Source organism: Corynebacterium glaucum, assembly GCF_002287505.1.
Lineage (GTDB): Bacteria > Actinomycetota > Actinomycetes > Mycobacteriales > Mycobacteriaceae > Corynebacterium > Corynebacterium glaucum.
In genome coordinates this window covers 409,245-430,895 of the sequence record NZ_CP019688.1, presented here as the reverse complement: position 1 = coordinate 430,895, position 21,651 = coordinate 409,245, and the positions used below count along the sequence as shown (strand labels likewise).

Here is a 21,651-nt window from a genome sequence, read left to right as displayed (position 1 = left end):
GTTTACTCCTTCATGCCGGAGGTTGCTAGCGACTGTGTGAATTGTCTTTGGAAGAAGAAAAGAAGGGCTGCAGGAACCAGAGCCAGCAGTACGGACCCAGCAAAGATCGTGCCATAGTCCGTCGAATACTCGCCGAACATGCGCGCGACAGCGATCGACCCAACCAGCATGTCGCTGCGCGACGCGACCAGAAGTGGCCACAAGTACGCCTGCCACTGAAACATGAACAAAATAATCCCCGCACCAACTAGGGATGACTTCGATAGGGGTAGGTAAACCTGGGTCAAAATTGTCCACCAGTGTGCTCCATCCATTCGGGCAGCCTCGGTCAGCTCCTTTGGCAAGCTGTCAAAGAACTGGCGTAAATAAAAGATTGCCAGCCCGTGCCCAAGGCCCGGAAGAATCAAGCCCACGTAGGTGTTGTGTAAACCTATTTCCCGGAAGCTAGCCGAAAGAGGGACGGCGATAGCTTCGAAAGGAACCAAGAAGCTGATCACAATAATCGCGAACACGACCCCCGATCCACGCACCTGCATTGCAGAGATCGCGAACGCAGCAAGTGCTGCCACCCCCAAACCGAGCACGACACTGACTACGGCAATGAATAGCGAGTTCAACAAGGCTCGAGCAAATTCACCAGTCAACGCATTGACGTAATGCTGGAACGTCCAAGTTTCAGGCACAAACGTCCAGATACTGATGTCGGAAGCGTTCGCGAATGTTTCTGACTGCGGACGTAGAGACGAAGCGATCATCCACACCGTAGGGACTAAGAAAGTCAGCGTCACCAGAATCGCTATGGCGGTTAGTAGAACCTTGATGAACCTTGACTGTTGGGCGATCATGCTCGAGGCCTCAGGAATCGGAACTGGATAATGACAATGATGAGGGTGATAGCTGTAAGAACAACTACCTCAGCCATCGCGAACGGCATATCAGAATACGTGTACGCCTGGCGATAAATTTGATGCATGAGAAGATCCGTCGATCCTGCTGGACCACCTTGAGTAAGCACTTGTACAGGAACGAAGAGCAAGAAGTTTGCAACCGTGGTAGCAACCAGAACGAACGCCAAAGATCGTGTCATCATCGGGAGGATGATGTTGAACAAGCGTTGCCACCACCCGGCGCCGTCGAGCTTCGAGGCTTCAATTACCGACGCTGGAATATCATTGATTCCCGCTATTAGGAACATCATCCAGTAGCCGACACCCACCCAGGAAGCGATAACCATAATCGAATAAAGCGCGAGTTCGGGCGAGATTAAGAACGGCTTATTCGAAATTCCGAAAGGACCAAGGATCGAGTTCAGCAAGCCATCGTCCGGGCGCATCATGATGCCCCACACCACGGTCGACACCGACTGCGGAATCGCCGCCGGTAGAAAGATCATCAAACGCATGATCCCTTGAGCCGGCAGATTCTGACACATCAGAACGGCCAATGCCAGCGACAAGAGGAGCTGAAGCGGGTTAATAATCAGGTTGAACCACAAGGTAACTTTGAGCGAGTTCCGAAATGAATCAGAAGTGAGCAACGCTGAGTAAGCCCCAAATGGTGATCCAGAAACCGGATCGCTCAAGCTGATCGTGATCGCTTCGAGAACGGGCCAGAGTCTCGTGACCACCAGCAGGATGATCGCAGGAGATAGAAAGAGCCAAAACGTGAGCACGGGCCCGCGCAGTCTCGTGGGCTGTACTTCCTCCCCTTGGGAAGTAGCTTGCGGCGAGGTTGCCATCTAGCGACCTCGAGCTCCGCCCATCGAGGATTCTGCGTTCTCCAACGCCTCCTTGACCGGCGCACCGTTACGGATATCTTCGAACGTAGTACCCATCACAGTCTCAAATTCGATGAAAGACGGTGTCCGGGCGCGGTTCTTGGCAGTGTTGTGCAGCTCGTAGTTCAGGAGGTCGGCGATAGAGTAGCTAGGATCGTCGGCGTACAACGGGTCTTCGAAGTAGTCCGCGCGGGTAGCAAGATTTGCTGGGATGTTGCCGACGCCTTCTGCCCATGCCCCGCTGCCTTCTGGAGTTGCGGTTACAAAACGGATGAACGCCTTCGCCAGCTCAGCGTTTTCAGAATTCGGATTCAAGCCGAGAGACCATGCGCCAGTAGGAGTCATGACCTCTCCACCTTCGAAGTATGGGTGCGGTGCGATGCCGTATTCAAAGTCCAGATCATTGGCCCAAGTGTCATGGTGGGCTGTTGTTGCCAAGAAATACGCGATTTCACCAGCGGCAAACATTTCGGGAGTTTGCTCTGGAGTGACACCACGCGGGGAAATACCGTCCTCGTGCAGGTCCTGCATGAACTGCATGGATTCGACCCAGGCGTCATTGGTTACTTCTGGCTTGTGAGGCTCAACTTCGGTATTCATACCATTGCCACCACCTAGCGACTCGGGGAGCGCTTGCATCTGGAAGATCTGGCTGATGCGGAAGAACTGGAAGCCCCATTTGGCACCGGCTTTCTGAACCGCTTCAGCACTGTCGCGAAGTTCCTCCCAGGTCATGCGATCCTCGTGGGACTTGCCGGGATGCTCAATGCCAGCGTTGTCTAGCAACTCCTTGTTGTAGTACAGAACGATCGACGAGGTGTTAACTGGAGCGGCGTACAGCTTGCCATCAACTGTGGAGACTTCCACGGTTACCGGATCGAAAATCTCGTCCGCATCTGGAAATTCCTCAGAGATATCCGTCAACAGACCGCTGTTCACAAGATTTGCGATGCGCGGCTGATCTGCGCCATATACGTCAGGCGTGGAATCTCCGGATCCGATTCGCGTCTGGATAACGTCGTTGAGATCTTTGAACGGAAGCGCTTCATAGCGAACCTCCGCATCTGGGTATTCCTTGTTGAATGCATCAATCGCTGGCTGAACGGCTTCCTCTGGAAACGTGGCCGTAAAAGTGATTGAGCCCGACAAGCCATCACCTGTTTCGCCGGGGCTACCAGCATCTTCACCACCTGTTGGGGAGCAAGCAGCCAAGGCAAGAACAGAGACGCTGGCGATGGTTGTCAGTATGGATTTTACTGAGCGTCGAAAATTGATCATTGAGTTGCTCTCCTTGTGAGCTATCTACTGGTTAATTTGAAGTATCTCTGCCGCCGCGAGGGCTGAGTGCGGGGTTTCGTCGGGAATGTGGCCGTTAAGGCGCAACCCAGTCGATGCATCGAAGACATGCAGTTTCGCCGGGTCAAACGCGACCTGCAAGGTGTCTCCCAGTGCTGGGAGCTCTCGGGTGTCCGTCCGGACCGCAAATTTGGATCGCGTCTGGCCGCCATTCATGCGACCGTAAATGAACGTATCCGAGCCCAGCAGTTCTGTGACATCCACGACCAGAGGGAGCGAATTCGCGGATTGCGACCCATCCACGATGTGGACATGCTCTGGACGGATACCGAGAACAACTTTTGAGCCCTCCGGCGCCTTGGTTAGTTCGACTCGTGTAAACACAGCATCGTCAACCCGAAGATCACCGTCGACATATTCGGCTGCCACGAAGTTGATCGCTGGGGAGCCGATAAATCCCGCTACAAAGAGATTCGCGGGAGAATCATAGATTTCGATCGGCGTCCCAACCTGCTGGATCTTGCCGTCCTTGAGGACACAGACTCGGTCCCCCATCGTCATGGCTTCTACCTGATCGTGGGTGACGTACACGGTTGTTACGCCGAGCTTCTCCGTCAGCTCAGAAATTTGGGTTCGCGTTTGAACACGTAATTTCGCATCGAGGTTCGAAAGTGGCTCATCCATCAGAAAGACTTTTGGCGAGCGGACGATTGCCCTGCCCATGGCAACGCGCTGGCGTTGGCCGCCCGAAAGTTGGCCTGGTTTTCGGTCAAGGAATTGCTCTAGGTCCAGAAGCCGCGCCGCATCTCGGACCATCTCCATGCGCTCTAACTTGGGTACCTTGGCGATTTTCAGAGCGAACGACATGTTCTGCGCAACCGTCATATGCGGGTACAGCGCATAGTTCTGAAAAACCATTGCAATATCGCGGTTTTGCGGATCCACCTCGGTGACGTCTTCCCCATCAATGAGGATGGCACCACCATCGACCGGTTCCAACCCAGCTAACATCCGCAAAGCAGTAGATTTTCCACAGCCTGACGGGCCGACCAAAACGAGAAACTCCCCGTCTTGGATCTCAAGATTTAGGTGATCAACGGCAGGAGGAGTGCCCGCTTTGTAAACGCGCGTTGCGTCTTCGAAACTTACACTAGCCACTTGTAGAACCTCGTTGGTGAAAGCCGATTGTGGAGACCAAAGCCACCAGCGAGAAGCCTATTTACCTAGAGTGAAAGCACAGTAAACCCTGAGATAACACTTAGTAAACGATGTGATCAAAATATAAATTGGGGATCGGGTCTATCTCCCCCGTCTTCGATTCACTCCTTGAGCTCGACCGCATCTGCACAAATGGCCTGAACTAACGGCCAGCGAAACTGCACACATGTGGCCCATCCGGAAATGATCAACCGAAGCTTCACGGGTGGTTTTATCGATGTCACCTGCAGCACTCCGGAGAGTTTTCGCTTAACGACGAAAAAACCGCCGCCCCGACAAAGAAACGTCGGAGGCGGCGGCCTTCTGCGGTTGCGCGCCAGCGCGAATTAACGCTTGGAGTACTGCGGTGCGCGACGGGCCTTGTGCAGACCAGCCTTCTTGCGCTCCACGGCACGAGCGTCACGGGTGAGCAGGCCGGCCTTCTTCAGGGTCGGGCGCTCAGCCGGGTTGTAGATGTTCAGCGCACGGGCAATTGCCAGGCGCAGTGCACCGGACTGGCCGGTCGGGCCGCCACCGGAGATGTTGGCCTTGATGTCGAACTGGCCCTCACGCTCGAGCAGGGTCAGCGGCTGCAGGATGTCCTGCTGGTGCAGCTTGTTCGGGAAGTAGTCCTCGAACTCGCGGCCGTTGACGGTGATCTTGCCCTCGCCCTCGGTCACGGTGACACGAGCGATGGCGCGCTTACGGCGCCCAACGGTCTGGATCGGGCCCTCGTGCAGCTGCACCGGCTCAGCGAACTCACCCTCGGTCTCGTCGACCTCCGGAGCAATTGCATCGCCGATGGTGTAGTTGAACTCCTCGGTCGCAGCGGTAGCGGCGTCGAGGTCAAGGTCCTCAGCGGCAAAGTTGTCCGCTGCGTCCACGGCGCTTGCGGCGTTCACAGCGTCGTCTGCGTAGTTGTTCGGCTCGGTCATTACTGTGCCACCTGCTTAAACTCGTAGGTCTCCGGGTTGTGCTCGGCGTACGGGTGCTCGTCGCCAACGAAAACGTGCAGCTTCTTGATGGACTGACGGGAAAGCTTGTTGTGCGGCATCATGCCCTTGATAGCTTCCTCGATCACGCGATCCGGGCGCTCGTCGAGTGCACGACCCAGGGTCATGGACTTCAGACCACCCGGGTAGCCGGAGTGGCGGTAGCGCATTTCGCGATCACGCTTGTTGGACGAGATGTGGATCTTGTCGGCGTTGATCACGATCACGTGATCGCCGGTGTCAACGTTCGGTGCGAACTGCGGCTTGTGCTTGCCACGCAGCAGGTCAGCTACGGTGGAAGCAAGCTTGCCCAGCACCACGTCGGTTGCGTCGATGACGTACCACTTACGGGTAATGTCACCGCTCTTCGGGTGGTAAGTAGACATGCATGACTCCTTCAAAGTCTGTCTAGAAGGCTGCCGGCCAAAGCAGGTGTGCCCGCTAAACCCGCCGGCGGCCGGTGGAGACCCGGCGGGAGGCGCGCCAAATTGGCACGACACACAGGTGTTTCACCTTACGCCACCACCGCTGCCCCATCCAAACCGCGCCTTTGGCGCAAAAACGCACCCACGCGCCTGCAACATGCAAGCGGCGCGCGGGTGCGCTTCCCCCGGTGATCCCCCGAGCCCCCCTGTCCCCCAGTTCCCCCGTAAGTCTCCGGACGGTTCCCCCAAACCGGCCGAGCCCCCGCGGCGCTGAGGCTATAAATTAGCCCCAGCTGTTGGCGGCAGCGGTGTTCACCGCCATCATTTGGTTGTTGCCTTCTTCTACGGTGTCGGCGATCTGGTTGAGGATCGCGTTCAGGTCGCTGGCGGCGTTGTCCCACTTCGCCTGGTGTGCGCGGTAGCTCGCCGCTGCCTCGCCTTCCCAGGAGTCGGTCATCGGCTTGATAGAGCTTTTCAGGTCATCGAGCTGGCCGTTGATGCGTGCCACGGAACCGCGGATGTCGGAGGCGGTGCCGGAGATCTGCGCGAAGTCGTATTTGATCTGCATGATATCTGTCCTTTTCGTATTAGAGCGCCAGGCCGGAGCCGGCGGAGATGCGGTCGAGGCCCTCAGTGGTGGTCACGTCGGTGTGCTCGTAGTGCTTGGCGTTGTCGCGGATGTTCACGGCGATGGAGGTCAGAGCCTCGGTAAGGCGGCGCTGCGCATCGTCGTAACGCACCATCAGCTCGTCAAAGCTGCGTTGCGCACGACCTTCCCAGGACCCGCGCACGGACTGCGCGACATCTTGGATCCGGTCGATCTCTTGGTTGACTTCAGCGTTGACCGCGTCGACGTGCCCCGCAGTGGCACGCATGACCTCGGCTTCAGTTGCGAATTGGCTCATGGTTGCTTCCCCCTCGAAGGTGTCAGGTAGAACAGCCGGATTGCGTTGAACTGTTCATGTATTGGACTGCCAAAAGTGCGGTTCGGTTCCCCCGGATGCAAAACTTTTTCATCCGCTCATGGCGCCCACCTCTTCCTCCGGTTCGAAGGGATCGGACGGTTCGAACACAGCGGATTCAAACGCCATCCGGCAAGTGGCTTGCTGCACTGTCGTCGGTGCGCTGCGCGTGTGGCACGCGACGAACACCTGATAGTTGTCGTGCGGCCAGGTCTTCCACAGCACTTCAGATCCGTCGGCGGGCAGCTCCCGGTACGTCAGCGAGTGCCCGTCGGTATCCACAAGCTCGGTCTCGGGGTCAGCTTCCACATCGCGAAGCAGCTGCTCCGCCATCGTTTCGGCAGGCAGGTTGTACAGCTCGTCGACACTAATCAACAGCCGGAAGTCCGGGTCGGGGCCCGTTGCCCGCCACATCCCGTCGACCTCTTCCAGCTCGAAGCCCGCAGGCAGTTCCACCCGCACCCCGTCTCGCTCCAGCACCACAGTGTCCGCAGCTTGTTCGCTTGTCGACGCCTCCGTCACCGCCGCGGCGGACCCCGGCGCGTCCTCGCTATCGGTGGGAGTCATGCCAGCGTCGTTCTGATCAGCAGCGTTGTGTTCACCAACGGGCGCCGAGCGGCCGACCAGGTTTGCTGCGGTCACCCCAATCACCACCGCGCATACGACCGCCACCGCGGCAGCCACCGCAAGCACCACCCATTCCGGTCGGCGACCGCTCTCCGCATCTACCCCGCGGACGAGGGCATCAAGTTCACCGGAGTCGTAGAGGCCGAAGGCATTTGTATCCGCGTCGCCGGGCAGCGCTTCCGTAGTCAACCTGATCTCGTACCCCGCCAGCGCCGCCTCAAGCTCCGCTAGCCGAGCCGGAGAAGCGGCAACGTGCACGTGCGCGCCCGCAGGTTCCGGGCCGAAGACATTGCGCACATAATTGGCGATCTCGCGCGCGGAAGGCGCATCCATCCGGTGCAAGTTCGCGACCCCAGTGAACACCGTTGAAGTCTCAGTGACAGTGATGCGCAGCGCGGCCTCGCTGGCCTGCGTCGCTGGAAATGCATGCGTCTGCGTCATAGCTGCTCCCCCTCACTAAACGGCGCGACGAGCTGCACCGTCCCGATTGCGCCGCCGCCCTGTACTAACGTTGCTCGCCCTGGCGCGAGTGGGCCGGGTCGCACGTCAAAGAGCGCGCCTTCGTCACGGTTGCCGTCCATGATCATCACGTCCGGGTGCAGGTCCTTGAGCCCACCGAGGAACCCACCGAACAACGCGCGCGAAACCCCGCCGAACTTGCGGGCACAGACCACATGAAGACCGATGTCGCGCGCGTGCGGCAGCAGTTCAACCACGTCGCGCAGCACCGCATCGCCGACCAGGTCCAGGTCGTCGATCACCAGGTAGAGCTCGGGGCCTTCCCACCAGGAGCGGTCCGCGAGCTGCTGCGGCGAAACGTCAGCGTCAGGCAACCTCGAGTTCAGGGTCACAGTCAGCGCACGCACCGCGTCGCTGATCGTGCTTGCCGACGCCCCGTACGCCGCCACCATGTCTTCCGGCGCCCGCCCCAGATGGGCGCGCCGAGGGTCGAGGATGACCATGCGCGCGTGTTCTCGAGGCATCGCCGCGATTGCGGTGATCGCACTGGCAATGAACGTCGACTTACCCGCGCCTGTTGAGCCAATAGCGAGGGCATGCCCAGAGACGCAGTAGAGCGGCTCAAGACGTGGTCCGCCGACGCCGATTGGGATGCTTGGTGCGGCGGTAGCGAAGCCGTCGATAAGCGTGCGCACATGCACATGGGTAGGCAGCACCTTGAGCTGTGGGACCCGGGGTTGTTCGGCGGTGACGCGCGCGATGTGGGCGAGGTCTTCGAGGCTGGTGCGGGCGATCAGCATGACTTTGGCCTCGGGTGTGAGGCCGATTCCGGGGCGCTGTGGGAGGGCGAGCTGCGCTTTGCGGTCGATGAGTGAATCCATCGGCTCGGTGAGCGCGAGCTCGATACGGGTGCCAATCAAGTCACGCACCGCGACGCGAACCGCACTCCACCGCTGCGTGGTCAGCACCAAATGCACGCCCGCAGCAGGGCCTTCGGAGGCGATGCGGGTCAACGCATCGCGCAGGTCCTCGAGCTTGGAGTCGGTGGCCAGCAGCGCGTGCCAGCCGTCGATAAGCAAAAGCGTGTGGCGCTGCGGGGTGTGCTGGGAGACGGCGACGTCGTCGACGACCCCGAGGACCTCGTCGACGATGCGGCGGACGCGCTCCTCGTCGGTGCGGGTTGCCACGCCTGCGACGTGCGGGAGAACTTCGAGCTCGGTAAGCGAGCCACTCCCGGCGTCGATGGCGTAGACCGCGATTTGGTCGGTGGTGTGTGTGAGGGCAAGCGATGCGACGAGCGTTCGCAGCGCTTCTGATTTGCCGGTTTGCGGTGCACCAGCGATCGCGAGGTGGCCGCCGGCGGACGTGAGGTCCACGATGAGGGTGTCTTGGCGCTGCAAGTACGGCTCGTCGACGAGGCCAACCGGTACGTGCAAGAAACCTAGGTCGGGCTCACCGCGGCGGATCGCGTGCAGCGCGAGCGTGTCCGGCAGCGGCTCGAGCCAGACCTTGTGCGCGTGCATGCCTGCGTGCGCCGCCAGCGCTTTCGTCCGGGCCACGACTGCATCGAGCACAGTTGTCGACGGGTCCGTCTGAATGGTTTCTGCCGGGGCGGCGGCAAGCTGTTCCGCGAGTAAGGCGTGCTCGTCGTCCCAGCTCACGAACTCGCGCACGGGAAGGTGAACCGCGTCATGCTGCGCGGTGACCTTGCGGGTGAGCGGCCCGGAGACGTACGCCGCGCGGAAACGGATCAGCTCGGGCGACGCCGCTTTGAGATAGCCGGATCCAGGCTCGCCGGGCAGCTCGTAGGCATCGGGCACGCCGAGCACTTGGCGGGATTCGGCGGCGGAAAAGGTTTTCAAACCGATGCGGTAGGACAGGTGCGAATCCAGCCCACGCAGTTTGCCTTCCTCGAGGCGCTGGGAGGCGAGCAGTAAGTGCACTCCAAGCGAGCGTCCGAGTCGGCCGATAGCCACGAACAAATCGGCGAAGTGCGGGTGCTGGGAGAGCAGTTCGGAGAATTCGTCGACAATGACCATGAGTGCCGGCAGCGGGTCGAGGGGCGCACCGTCGGGATCGGTGGCGCCGCCCATGCGCGCGGCGGTGTAGTCGGTGATGTTGGCGAAGTTGCCGCGTTTGCGCAGCAGCTCCTGACGGCGGTGCATTTCGCCGGACAGCGCGTCGTACATGCGCTCCACCAGCACAGCCTCGTCTTCGAGGTTGGTGATCACGGCTGAGGTGTGCGGCAGCGCCTCACAGCCGAGGAAGGTTGCACCGCCTTTGAAATCCACGAGCACCAAATTGAGCTCATCCGGCGAGTGGGTGGCGGCCAGCGCCACCACCAACGTGCGCAGAAGCTCGGACTTGCCGGAACCCGTCGCGCCGATGCACAGCCCGTGCGGGCCTGCGCCTCCGTGCGCAGCCTCTTTGAAGTCCAGATAGACGGCCTGGCCGGTGGGCGTGGCACCGATTGGCACCGTCAGGCGCGATTTGGTGCCTTCGCGCCCGGGCCACATGGCGGTGACGTCGGCCGCGGTAATCATCGCAGGGTCCGTTTCCTCTGAAAGCCGGTCAAGACCGAGGAGCGCTAAAGCATCACCGCTACCGTCTTCACCCGCGTCTTCCGGACGCCGGTAGAACGCAAGGTGTCTGGCCACGAACTCTGCTTCAGATTCCGGGAAGGCATCGGGCGCGCCAAGATGTTCGACGCCGCTGCCGGTGTGTGCGGTGATGGTTTCGTCGCAGACCAAGTGAAGTGCGAAGTCGTCGACGTAGTACTCCGGGTCCGGGTGGATCGTGATTACGCAATCACTGTCCTCGACGGCGATGGCGGTGGCGATTGTGGATGACGGCTGCAACGAGGCGTCGATAAGCGAAAGACGAAACTGTGCCCGCTCGGGCGAGCGAGCGTGCGGCAACCACTTGGCCCAGCCGAAGCCCGCGCGATGCTCATCAATGCCGACGAGCTCCGGGCCGTGGAAGAACGCAAGCTGACAGATGATGGACCGGGCAAGTTCCGCTGCGCGTGGACCTGCGAGAGTCACGGCCGGAAAGGCAGCAAGCTGCACGACAATCGGCATTCCGTGAACCGCATTGACCGCTGCGACGGTGCGGCGCAGGCTCACCGCGCAAACCGGATCGAGATCCTCGGGCGAACCTGGATCGTCCACCTCGACCGGCGTGTGCAGCGCCGTTGCCCCGGTGCCGATGCGCACCTGGAGTGCCTGCGGGTCGTGCGCGCCGCGTTCCCACACGCGTTCGGTGGGCACCGCCGCGGCAAGCTCGCCCGGCGCGGGATGCAGGTAGGCGAAGTGCGCGCGCTGCTTTTCCGCGTTCTTCCGGGCGCGGACAGCAAGCGCGCCGAGGTGGCGCAGGTAGACCCGGCGCGTCTCATCGATGTCGCCCTGGCGCTCCTGGGGTGTGAACAAACCGACCATGCCGATGACCATCATGAGCGGAAAGACCAGCATCATTGGGCTCATACCCCGGCCAGATAGCGCCATCAGCGCCATCACCGCGCCGATGGCCACGAGCATGACCACGGGGATGAGCACGCGGATGATCGGCACCGGCTGATCCTTTTGCGCGGCGGGCACCGGTTCAGCGTGGAGGCTGCCTGCCGGTAGCGGTGGCGCGAGCTCCGCGGGCGCGGGATGGGTCGCAACCGGCGCGATCACCGGATTGTGGTCAAGACCAAGCATGGGTGATGAATCCCCCTGTTGATGTCCGATGCAGATGCCGGCTCCCCCGAACCAGTCCCCCTCTCTGCGGACGTTGCTTCGAAGTGTAAGCGATGGCGGAACTTCTGGCGCTTCAAGCCCATTGAACTGGGGAGACCACAGCAGACATCGCGCACCGCACTTGAAAGGTTTGCCCAATGGCCAACGAATGGACCTTGTCGATCGACCTCGGCACCGCCACGACCACCGCAGCACATGCGTACGCGGGGCGCGGCGGGGCCGAGACGCTGTGGCTGAGCAACGACGGCCCGGGGATGCCGTCCAGTGTGTTCTGGGACTACCCGGGCAGATTCCTTGCCGGGCACGAGGCTGTGGCCAGGCAGGTCGCGCACCCGGTGGGGTTCATCCCGTCCGCGAAGGAAATGCTGTCCGCCAAGAGCCACTACGTCCTGGGCCAAGCACTGCCCCCGCACTGGCCAGCAGCCATAGTGATGCAGTCCGTGGTGCAGCGGGCGATCGCGGTGCACAACGACACCCCGCCGAGCGGTGTGGTGATCACCCACCCGTACGAGTGGGACGAGGACTCCGACCCCATGCAGCAGATCACTCACGCTGCTGCGACACTGGGGCTACCCCACGCCGCGGTGAGGTTCATGCCGGAGCCCATCGCCGCCGCCCGCCACTTCGCATCCCATCACCGGGCGCGGCCCGGCGAGCGGATCATCGTGTGCGACTGCGGCGCGGGCAATACCCGAGCGGCAGTGCTTGAAGCGCAGCCTGGCGGAGAATTTGCTGTTGTCTTAGCGGATTCTGCCCGCTACGACAACGGTAAGGCGACGGATAAGGCGGTGCTCTCGACGGCACGCACCCATCTCGAGGAGAGATACCCCCACCTATCCAACGCGCTGGACAACACGCGCAACATGGAGGAGCGCTACGAGTTCTTCCGCCAGATGAAACGCGCAATGCACGCCCTTTCCCACTCGCCGGTGGTAACCGTTCCAGTGAGGGTCGGTGGTCACACCGTCGAGTTGGGCATTCTGCGCTCCGAGGTCGAGCCGCAATTGCGCTACGTCACCGATGACCTCCGACGCTTACTGGAGCGGGTGCACAAAAAGGCGAACCTGCAGAACTTGAACAATGCGGCGACGATCTACCCGGTCGGCGGGGTGTCCCAGATTCCGCAATTGGTGAACGTGCTGCGCGAATTCGGCAACGTCGCCCCACTCGACTACCCGGAAACCGCAGTCGCACGCGGGGCGCTGAGTGAGCCAGCCGCACCCGGGCTTTTCGATTTCCTGTGGACGCGCAAACGCTGATCGGCCATACTTGACGCACACACCGCGCGGCAATTGGGGGTCCGCGCGAGTTTGACCTGTGTTTGACCTGTGTTTGACCCTGGGGGGATCTACTGTGGTTGCCACTTCGGCCCACCACCTCGTGCGCGTCACGGTGCGCGTGAGCGTGGCGAACCTGCACCGCGACATCGACGTCACGCTTCCGACAGCATCGACACTCGCGGAGATCTTGCCCGAGCTCGTACGGCTCATCGACGTGCCGGACATCCACCGTCCGTGGCAGGCCTCGACACTCGGCGGAGCACCCCTCGACATGCACACCCCGCTTCACAAGCTCAAGCTTTACGACGGCTCGGTGCTCACGCTCCACCCCATCGAACCGCCAGCACCACCCGTTGTACGCGACGCCGCGGAATCCTTGGGTGCCGCAGCGCAGCAGGCACGCGAGATTCAGGGCCTCGACGTGGCGGCAGGGGTTGCTGGCGCTGCGGGGTTCGCACTGCTGGCTCATCGGCTTGTTCCCACGCCGGGAGCATTGTGCCTCGGCGCCTTAGTCTTGCTCGTCGTCGGCGTAGTGGCCCGTTCGCGCGGCATGTTCTGGCCCGTTCCAGCTCTTGGGGCAATCGCGGCCGCGATGTGGGTGGCGGGCCCACGGGCGGAGTGGCTCAGCGCGAGCGATCCCGCCATCGGGGTTCTCACCGGTGCACTCGCGGCCGCGGTGCTGGTTGCGGTCGGCGGTGTCCTGCGTCTGGCCGGGCCCACAATGAGCGCGTTTTATCTCACCGCTGCCGTGTTGCTCGGCGTTGGAGCTGGCGGCGCTTGGCTGCCTGCGGCGAACGCGCCTGCTGCGGTGATCGTGCTCGGGGCCGTCCTTACCGTCATGGCGACTCCTGGTGTTGCGAGCCGCGCCGCAGGTTTGCAGATCCCGCGAATTCCAACTGCCGGAGAGGAATTCGAGGCTTCCGACGGCTACCAGGCAGACGTGGATGCGCGCAGTGCTGTTGCCGTAGCGATCACGCAGGCAATGTCCTGCGCTGTTGCCGTGTGCGCTATCCCTGCGCTTGCTGTCCTTGCGGCGGCGGGAGGCGGCTGGGTGGTTGCGACGGCGTTGAGCGCCGCCGGCGCGCTCGGGCTTTACGCTTCGCGGCACCACTTCCCCGGGGCGCGGGTGCCGCTGATGCTCACCGCGCTAGCCGGGGCCGCAGCAAGCATTTACGTGGTGGCGAGGATGCCGGAGCCGCACCCCGTATTAGTCGCACTCGCCATCGTGGTGGTCTTGGTTGCCAGCATCGCACCCCTGTGGGCGCCGCGCGTACCGCAATTCGAGCCCACCACGGTGGTGTGGTTCGAACGCGCTGAAGCAGCCGCCATCATCGCGGTGATTCCTCTGGCGGTGCACCTCACCGGGTTGTTCACCTTGATCCGGGGGCTGTAAGTATGGGCCGTCCACCTCGTCGCATTCGAGCCGCACGCTTTTGGGCATCAACGGGTGTCGCTGCATTCGCCGCGCTATCGCTCGCGCCCGCCGCGGACGCGCAAGACTACGCCTGCAAAGAACCCGCCCACATTGGTACAGACGCATTGCCGGCGGGTGATCCCGCCCTTGACCAGGCACATCGCTTTGCGACGGGCGCAAGCGTGCGGGTCGCAGTGATCGACACCGGCGTGGCCTCGCACCCAGAACTCGGCAACGTGATCGCGGGGCGCGACTTTGTCGACCCCGCAGCACCCGATCCGCAGTTTGACTGCGACAGCCACGGCACTGTGGTCGCCGGCATCATCGCGGGGCGCAGTCGCGGCGTGGCTCCCGGCGCGGAGGTGGTGTCGATCCGGCAGACCTCGGCCCACTACCGCGAACGCACTGTGACCGCCCCTGGGACTGACCCTTGGACTGACCCCGGCGAAGACACGGAGGCGGCGGACAGCGGCGGCACATTGCAGACCTTGGCAGACGCGATCCATAACGCCCTCGACGAGCACGCCAAGGTGATCAACATTTCTGTGGTCTCGTGTTTGCCGCCCGAAGTCGCAAAACGGGTGGACACACGCGTGGTTGATGCGGCACTCGCCAGGGCCGAGGCCGAGGGTGCAGTGGTGGTTGCTGCGGCTGGAAACGCCAGCGATGAATGCCAAGACGGGTACACGGTGGTACCCGCGCACTCACCGACGGTGATTGCGGTGGGTGCCCGCGCTGACGACTATTCCTTGGCAAGCTATTCCGTTCCTGCACCGGATCGCAGCGTGTCCGCGCCGGGCCAGGTGGAAGCGGCGCTGGCCTCCGACGGATCCGGGTGGGCCGCAGGCACCCACGGCACAAAAGGAACCGTGACGCCCTACACCGGCACCAGCTTCGCAGCACCGATGGTTTCGGGAGCTGTCGCGCTGCTGCGAGAGCGCCACCCGCATTTGAACCCCGCTGAGATCCGCGAACTCATCTACGCCGCGGCCGAGCCCGGCGACGGCGCGGTCGATCCGTACGGGGTGATCACCCACCTGCCTGCTGACAGTGCCGAAGAGGCGGCGCCGCTATTGATCACGCCTACGGCCGAGGAATCCTCGGACGTCGCGGTCAGGGGCTGGGTGCTTGCGGCTGCAGCGCTCGCACTGCTCACCGCGGCCGCGGTTGCTAATACGTGGCGACGAGCGCTGCCTCACGCGTAAGCGCATCACCCTCCGGCAGCAGCGCCAAAATGGGCCACGCCACCTCGTCGATCCGTTCCACGCCGATCATCTCCAGCGTCTCGCGTTGCGGCACCGAATGGCGCAGCCCGTTGCCCGCAATCACGTGAAAGCCGTGGCCGGAATCGGCGCCGACAGACCCGTTGGCAAGACCTGCGAAATGCGTGGCTACCGCGGAGCCGGACAGCTCGATCGCACCCGCCAGCGCTTCATCCGGAGCGAGGACCGCACCGCCGCCGTCTGGGCTCACGCAGATCGCACGCGATTCCGGGTCGACCCAGGTTGGTGCAACCTCCGGCAACTGCAGCTCCACCGGCGGGTCTGCATCCGGGTAGGTGGCGATGTCGGCTCTGGTGATATTGATGCGTTGGGCCGAGGCGTCGATAAGCAATTGCTCCTGCAATGAAGTGATCTCCTGGACCCCTCCGGATGCGGTGCGCAACCAGGAGCCTGCCTCGGTGCGCAGCACGGCGGGCGTTGGTGAGGGGAAGGCGAACGGTGGGAGTTCGCGGATGCCGACGAGGACCTTGGCAGGCGGCTCCCAGCGCGGAGTGGATGCGTCGATGCCGAGGCCACGACGCAGAATGCGACCTTCCGGAGTGGTTGATGGCGGAAGCTCGGTGCGGCCGGTGGCGGTCACGACCCATTCCCGGCTATCGGCAGTGGCCAGCACGGCTTCGTCAGAGGCGAGCGGCGGTGGGGCATCGCCCGCGCGAACCACGATCGCATCGCCGCTGGTGCAGGCGGACCAGGAGTCGTGGGTGTTGGCGTCGGTGGCAAACATCGACGGGGCGGTCACGATGCCGACTGGCACGCCTCTGGCGAGGGCCGTGAGATACTCGTCGCCGACACGCGCCGGCTCCGCGGGGCCGCCGGCGATGAGGCGCGCGGAGGTGAGGTTCGTGACCGGGTGTGCGGCATCCTCGACGCGCACGTAAAGCGTGCCGTCCGCTGCGCGGAGGATCGGGGCGTCGCCGGGGTCGGGGTTGGGCCGCATCCACGCGAAGAGCCCCATCACGCCGGAGATCATGCACACGGCGACCAGCCCGAAGATCATGGCGCGTCGGCGCGAACCCAGCGGGTCGTGGATCATGCGCACGTCGCCGAAGATCAGCCCGTGCTCGACGCGTCGGCGCATGAAGCGGTGGCCTGAAACCTGCGTTTTTGTGGTTGGCAAAAGACGTTTCGCCATGGCGTGCAATTTCCCCCGTGTGCTTGCGCCGGCTCCCCCGAACCAGCTTCGGGTTCACCTTAGCGCTTGAGGGGCGGATGCGCTGGGTTGTGCAAGACCGAGCTTCGGACGAGACCGGGCTAGTTCAGCACGCCCATGGTGTTCCAGGTGGCGGTGCCGCTGCCCGCGGAGTCGTTTTCGGCGGGGCCGGCGGGGCCGGTGGGGCCGGTGGGGCCGGTGGGGCCGGTGGGGTCTGGCGGAGCCGGCAAACCGGAGGGCGAGAGCTCGGCCAACTCTTCGGAGCCGTGCTCGAGTGCGTCGCGGCGCATGTCTTTGAGTTCCATGTCGGTGAACTGGCTGTTCACCGCGAAGATGACCACGTCACCCTTGCGGTAGACGGGTGTCACACCCTTGGATACCCAGAACCCGCGGATTATCTCGAACCGTGGCAATTGGTACCACCAGAACAACCCAGGGCTGGAGATGAAGAACTTCACGTTCAGCTCTTCAATTGCCTTATCTGCGATGGTTTCTGCTGTCGGGTCGCCGCGCAGGCCCTCGCCGATGAAGTCGGGCTGCCAGTACAAGATGTCGAAGTCAGAACCGCGCCCGCCAGTGGGCCACTGGAAGTGACGCGCCAGCGTCGGCACACCCTCGATGGCATAGATCCAGGAGTGGCCGTCCGAAGGCACGCCCATGGTGTAGCCCTCGAACGCCGCGGGCTGGGAGGCGAGCCAGTCGAAGGCGGCGAGGTCGTCGTTACTCACCATGCGCTCGCCGGTGCGAGCGGACGAGAACGCGTCCTTTGCCCCGTCCAACGTCGCCTCACGCACCGCGGGAACGGCGAATGCTCCAACGGCAACCGCCACCGCCGCGGACGCCGCAGTGGTCGCCCGCGCCCAGGCGGGGCTGTTACGGCGCGCTGCGATGGGTGCCAGGGTGATCAGCCGGATCATTGCCGCGACAGCGATCGCGGCGCCGGCAACCACGCACATCGCCACCGGCAGGATGAGGCGGTGCGCGGTGTTGTAGTGCAGGTTGCCAATCGCCGCCAACGCATCGCCGTACCAGGTGTCGAACGGTTCAACGGCGTTGACGGTGGCGGTGAGGCTGATCAGGTAAAGCAGCGCCGGCCAGATCTGTCCTCGCCAAAACAGCGCCACAAGGGCACCGAAGCCGGCGAGCCACAGCGCAATGGTCGCGTCGAAATCCGGGAAGAACTCAAGGATGTGGCGGGTCTCCATCGAGAAGGCGGTTTCCCAGCCGTCGGTATTCGAAGGATCCTCATACGCCTGCCAGCCGGAGACTTCCTCCGCCTGATCCGAGCCGGCCAGTGCGATCGGCAGGAACGCGAGCGCACCGCCAACCGCCGGCAGCGCCATCCAGACCGTGTCCATGACGCGGCTGCGCTCCGGGCGCACCAGGGTGGAGGTGAGCCAGAACAGCACCACGGCGATGACAATCACGGTCACCGCCGACGGGTGCGCGATCAGCACCCCGACAAACCCGATCGCCGCAGACAGCGCGCTGGCCCGGGCCCCTGGCACCGAGATGAACTGCCAGATGACAATGCCCGTCATGGACATGGCGAAGAGGTACGGCCACATGCCGACGTAGTCGCCAATCCACGCCACCTGCGGCGCGGCGTAGATCGCGATCGCGGCCAATCCGGCGCCGATCTGCGCCGTCACCCCGCGCGAGCGCAGGAACGCGAACACCAGGCACGCCATCGTGATCGGCAGCGCCAACCCGCTCAGCACCACATGCCCGATGTTCAGCGCGGGCACCGGGTCTAGGCCCGCCGCCTCGCCGAAGAGCGCAATGCCCGCGTGGAACGCCGCCGGGTAGAGCAGATCTGCGTGCGTCTCCACGTTTTGCAGCTCACCCATGCGCGTCGAGGACGCGATTCCGGTGTCCATGATGAAGCGCACCGTGTTCGCGTGCCACTGCACGTCCCACCCTTGCACGATGTTGTTCACCCCGTGCGGCAGGCGCACCAGCCACGCGAGCCGATCCGAGATCAACATGAACGCCCCCACCGCGATGCCCGCGCCGGGCAGAATCCAATACGGATCAAGCAGGCTGCGTTCGCGCCACTTGCCGGGGAACAACGCCCTGCGCCACGTCACGGTCTTCCACCTGCGGGCCCTGCGCACGAACGCGGCGCGCCACACCGCGGCCACAAGCACCGCGATGACCACGGAGACCCCGTACGTCCACAGGTTGAACGGCGCGGTCGTGAGCCCCCAGCCCCAGGCGCCCAAACCGATCACGCCGAAGGTCACCGGCAGCGCTGCCGCAGCGGCCGCTGGCGCCCGCATGCCCGCAACCCAGTTAATAACAAAGCCTGGAAGCAAGAAAAATGCGACGGCGAACCACGCGGCGGCAGTCGTCGTCATGGCGCCTCCAAGCTCCGGGATGTATCAGAGGAAACTTACCGCATGCATTGTATTGCGCGTTAGAGGCTACGCCGGTCACGGGTAACTTGCACCCGCGCCGCCAAGTCTTCCTCCCGCGGGTACTCCACGCCCGTCAGCGTCAACCCCTTCGCCGGGGCAAGCGGCACCTCGGGGTCGCGCGCGTCCTTCGCCAGCAGCCCAACCGCCCACTCCAGATCGCGGCGGCCCTCCCCCACCGTCAGGCTCGCAGCCACCAGCGCGCGCACCATGTTCCAGCAAAACGCGTCGGCGGTGATATGCGCCTCCAGCAACCCGGGCTCGTGCGCGCTCGAGGCGTCGCGCCACTCAAACCCCAACACCTCCCGGATGGTGGTTGCGTGCTCGCGGGGCTTGCAGAATGCGGCGAAGTCGTTCAGCCCCACCAGTGCCTTTGCCGCCTCCTGCACCCGCGCGAGGTCGACGGGTTTGCCCCACACAGCGGTGTCGCGCGCACGGGTGGGCAGCGCGCCCGCTGGATCGGTGGTCACCCGGTACGTATAGCTGCGGGAAAGTGCGGCAAACCGGGCGTCGAAAAGCTCTGGTACTTCTTGGACCCCAAACACCCGCACGTCTTCAGGGAGCAGTTTTGCTAATCGACGGACCATTTTGCCCGCATCCCCATCCAGCGAACGCTGCTGCAAACTGGCGCGGGGAATATCGGTGTGGGCGACCTGCGCGGCGGCGTGCACGCCCGCGTCCGTGCGCCCGGCGACGGTAAGCGACACGGGTACCCGGAGCACGAGCGACATGGCGTCTTCAATCGTGGCTTGCACGGTGCGGGTGCCGTCGGTCTGGCGCGCCCAGCCGTGGAAGTCGGTGCCGTCGTAGGCGATGTCGAGGCGCAGGCGCATCATCTCGGGCGCAGCGTTGGGTGTGGGTTCCATCGTGTTGGCAGCGTAGCAGCACGAAAAAACCGGCGACCGGAGAATCAATCCGGTTGCCGGCTAGTTCAGCGGTGCGAGTCAGAACTTACTTCTGCTGCTCCTGCTCCGGGGTCTCCGGCTCAGCGGCGTCAGCGTCAACAGCTGCATCGTCGGCAGCCTCAGCAGCCTCAACCTCGGCAGCCTGCTCGGCCTCGACGGTCTCGGTCTCAGCCGGGTCGACGGTCTCAGCTGCCTCAGCCTCAGCGGCCTGCTCCTCCTGCGCCTTGCGGGATGCAGCGGCGCGGGCGGTGCGGGTTGCCTCGCTGGACACGGTCTCCTCGGTGACAAGGGAGATGTTGACCATCGCAGCGTTGTCGCCGGTGCGGTTGCCAACCTTGATGGAGCGGGTGTAGCCGCCCTCGCGGTTTGCAAACACCGGGGCAAGGTCGTTGAACAGGTGCGCAACGATGTCCTTGTTCGGCAGCTCAGCGGCCACGGCGCGGCGGTCAGCCAGCGTGCCCTTCTTCGCCTTGGTGATCAGCTTCTCGGCGTACGGGCGAAGCATCTTCGCCTTTGCCTCGGTGGTGGTGATTGCGCCGTGCTCGAACAGGGACTGCGCCAGGTTGGACAGGATGTGCTCCTGGTGCTTGGCGGACCCTCCGAGTCGGGCACCCTTCTTAGGGGTAGGCATGGTTGTAACTCCTCGTGTGCGGTTTGTGAGTGTCTCTTGCGTCTACTCTGTGCTCGACGCCTTACTCGGCGTCGTCCGCGGCGGTGTCGATGTAGTCACCAGTCTCGGCGTCGTAGCCTTCGATCTGGGTCGGATCGAAATCTTCCGGGGTGTCCTTCAAGGCCAGGCCCAGGTTAGCGAGCTTGATCTTGACCTCGTTGATGGACTTCTGGCCGAAGTTACGGATGTCCAACAGGTCGGACTCGGTGTGCTCCGCCAACTCGCCGACGGTCGCGATGTTCTGGCGCTTCAGGCAGTTGTAGGAGCGCACGGAGAAGTTCAGGTCCTCGATGGGCATGTTGTAGGCGGCGATGTACTCCGTCTCCTGCGGGGACGGGCCGATCTCAATGCCTTCAGCCATGGTGTTCAGCTCGCGAGCCAGGCCGAACAGCTCCACCAAGGTGGAGCCAGCGGAAGCCAGTGCGTCGCGGGCAGTCATCGAGTTCTTGGTCTCAACATCGATGATGAGCTTGTCAAAGTCGGTGCGCTGCTCGACACGGGTCGCCTCAACCTTGTAGGCGACGCGGGTGACCGGGGAGTAGATCTGGTCGACCGGGATGCGGCCGACCTCTCCGCCGGAGTTCGGCATGGCCGGGACGTAGCCGCGGCCACGCTCGACAACAAGCTCCATCTCGAGGCGAGCCTGCTCGTTCAGGGATGCGATGTGCAGATCCGGGTTGTGGATCTCCACGCCAGCCGGCGGCTCAATTGCCGCTGCGGTGACATCGCCAGGGCCCTCAACGGACAGGTACATAACCACCGGCTCGTCAGAGTCGGAGGACAGCACCAGGTCCTTCACGTTGAGGACGATCTCAGAGACGTTCTCCTTGATGCCGTTGATCGTGGTGAACTCATGCAGCACACCCTCGATCTTGATCGAGGTCACTGCCGCGCCCGGGATGGACGACAACAGCGTGCGGCGCAGCGAGTTACCCAGGGTGTAGCCGAAACCAGGCTCAAGCGGTTCGATGACGAACTTCGAGCGGTTGGTATCGATGTACTCCTCGGTCAGTTGGGGACGCTGAGAGATGAGCATGACTTCTCCTTTTTCGGCACC

18 protein-coding genes are annotated in these 21,651 nt (G+C 63.1%); 3 read left to right on the top strand and 15 right to left on the bottom strand.

Annotated elements, in window-relative coordinates:
* Nucleotides 1-2: 2 nt before the first annotated feature.
* The 10 genes from CGLAU_RS02155 to eccCb form a co-directional block, all read right to left on the bottom strand.
* Nucleotides 3-845 (bottom strand): carbohydrate ABC transporter permease, encoded by an 843-nt coding sequence (locus CGLAU_RS02155; RefSeq protein ID WP_095659275.1) that lies wholly within the window; start codon nucleotides 843-845, stop codon nucleotides 3-5.
* Entirely contained in the window at nucleotides 842-1,738 is an 897-nt protein-coding gene (locus CGLAU_RS02150; RefSeq protein WP_095659274.1) for a carbohydrate ABC transporter permease, read from the bottom strand. Before CGLAU_RS02150 ends, CGLAU_RS02155 begins: the two co-directional genes overlap by 4 nt.
* On the bottom strand, nucleotides 1,739-3,055 hold the full coding sequence (locus tag CGLAU_RS02145; protein WP_095659273.1) for an ABC transporter substrate-binding protein: 1,317 nt from the start codon (nucleotides 3,053-3,055) through the stop codon (nucleotides 1,739-1,741). It lies immediately after the preceding gene.
* Nucleotides 3,056-3,079: 24 nt separating this feature from the next.
* Nucleotides 3,080-4,231, bottom strand: coding sequence for an ABC transporter ATP-binding protein (locus tag CGLAU_RS02140; protein ID WP_095659272.1), 1,152 nt, complete (start codon nucleotides 4,229-4,231; stop codon nucleotides 3,080-3,082).
* A gap of 386 nt (nucleotides 4,232-4,617) precedes the next feature.
* Entirely contained in the window at nucleotides 4,618-5,205 is a 588-nt protein-coding gene (gene rpsI, locus CGLAU_RS02135) for a 30S ribosomal protein S9 (protein ID WP_095659271.1), read from the bottom strand.
* Nucleotides 5,205-5,648 (bottom strand): 50S ribosomal protein L13, encoded by a 444-nt coding sequence (gene rplM / locus CGLAU_RS02130; protein WP_095659270.1) that lies wholly within the window; start codon nucleotides 5,646-5,648, stop codon nucleotides 5,205-5,207. The genes rpsI and rplM overlap by 1 nt, the downstream gene beginning before the upstream one ends.
* 322 nt (nucleotides 5,649-5,970) lie before the next feature.
* Nucleotides 5,971-6,255, bottom strand: coding sequence for a WXG100 family type VII secretion target (locus CGLAU_RS02125; protein WP_332461818.1), 285 nt, complete (start codon nucleotides 6,253-6,255; stop codon nucleotides 5,971-5,973).
* A 19-nt stretch (nucleotides 6,256-6,274) separates the two neighbouring features.
* Nucleotides 6,275-6,592, bottom strand: a complete 318-nt coding sequence (locus tag CGLAU_RS02120) for a WXG100 family type VII secretion target (RefSeq protein ID WP_095659268.1) — start codon at nucleotides 6,590-6,592, stop codon at nucleotides 6,275-6,277.
* A gap of 108 nt (nucleotides 6,593-6,700) precedes the next feature.
* Nucleotides 6,701-7,717, bottom strand: a complete 1,017-nt coding sequence (locus tag CGLAU_RS02115) for a type VII secretion-associated protein (RefSeq protein WP_095659267.1) — start codon at nucleotides 7,715-7,717, stop codon at nucleotides 6,701-6,703.
* On the bottom strand, nucleotides 7,714-11,436 hold the full coding sequence (eccCb, locus tag CGLAU_RS02110; RefSeq protein WP_095659266.1) for a type VII secretion protein EccCb: 3,723 nt from the start codon (nucleotides 11,434-11,436) through the stop codon (nucleotides 7,714-7,716). Before eccCb ends, CGLAU_RS02115 begins: the two co-directional genes overlap by 4 nt.
* A 176-nt stretch (nucleotides 11,437-11,612) precedes the next feature.
* Between eccCb and CGLAU_RS02105 the strand changes: the two genes are divergently transcribed.
* From CGLAU_RS02105 to CGLAU_RS02095, 3 genes are all read left to right on the top strand, one after another.
* Nucleotides 11,613-12,734, top strand: a complete 1,122-nt coding sequence (locus CGLAU_RS02105) for an Hsp70 family protein (protein ID WP_095659265.1) — start codon at nucleotides 11,613-11,615, stop codon at nucleotides 12,732-12,734.
* A gap of 94 nt (nucleotides 12,735-12,828) precedes the next feature.
* Complete coding sequence (gene eccD / locus CGLAU_RS02100) at nucleotides 12,829-14,148, top strand: type VII secretion integral membrane protein EccD (RefSeq protein WP_157731237.1); 1,320 nt, start codon at nucleotides 12,829-12,831, stop codon at nucleotides 14,146-14,148.
* 2 nt (nucleotides 14,149-14,150) lie between these two features.
* Entirely contained in the window at nucleotides 14,151-15,374 is a 1,224-nt protein-coding gene (locus tag CGLAU_RS02095; RefSeq protein ID WP_232507154.1) for a S8 family serine peptidase, read from the top strand.
* On the opposite strand, the gene eccB is transcribed toward CGLAU_RS02095, so the two are convergent.
* The 5 genes from eccB to CGLAU_RS02070 form a co-directional block, all read right to left on the bottom strand.
* Nucleotides 15,340-16,584, bottom strand: coding sequence for a type VII secretion protein EccB (gene eccB / locus CGLAU_RS02090; protein ID WP_095659263.1), 1,245 nt, complete (start codon nucleotides 16,582-16,584; stop codon nucleotides 15,340-15,342). The genes CGLAU_RS02095 and eccB overlap by 35 nt on opposite strands.
* 119 nt (nucleotides 16,585-16,703) lie before the next feature.
* Nucleotides 16,704-18,962, bottom strand: a complete 2,259-nt coding sequence (locus CGLAU_RS02085) for a DUF6541 family protein (protein WP_198304980.1) — start codon at nucleotides 18,960-18,962, stop codon at nucleotides 16,704-16,706.
* Nucleotides 18,963-19,021: 59 nt separating this feature from the next.
* Entirely contained in the window at nucleotides 19,022-19,885 is an 864-nt protein-coding gene (truA, locus tag CGLAU_RS02080) for a tRNA pseudouridine(38-40) synthase TruA (protein WP_095659262.1), read from the bottom strand.
* 85 nt (nucleotides 19,886-19,970) lie between these two features.
* Nucleotides 19,971-20,555 carry a 50S ribosomal protein L17 gene (gene rplQ / locus CGLAU_RS02075; protein WP_095659261.1) on the bottom strand — a complete coding sequence of 195 codons (585 nt, stop codon included), beginning with the start codon at nucleotides 20,553-20,555 and terminating at the stop codon, nucleotides 19,971-19,973.
* 61 nt (nucleotides 20,556-20,616) lie between these two features.
* Entirely contained in the window at nucleotides 20,617-21,630 is a 1,014-nt protein-coding gene (locus tag CGLAU_RS02070) for a DNA-directed RNA polymerase subunit alpha (RefSeq protein ID WP_095659260.1), read from the bottom strand.
* Nucleotides 21,631-21,651: the final 21 nt, after the last annotated feature.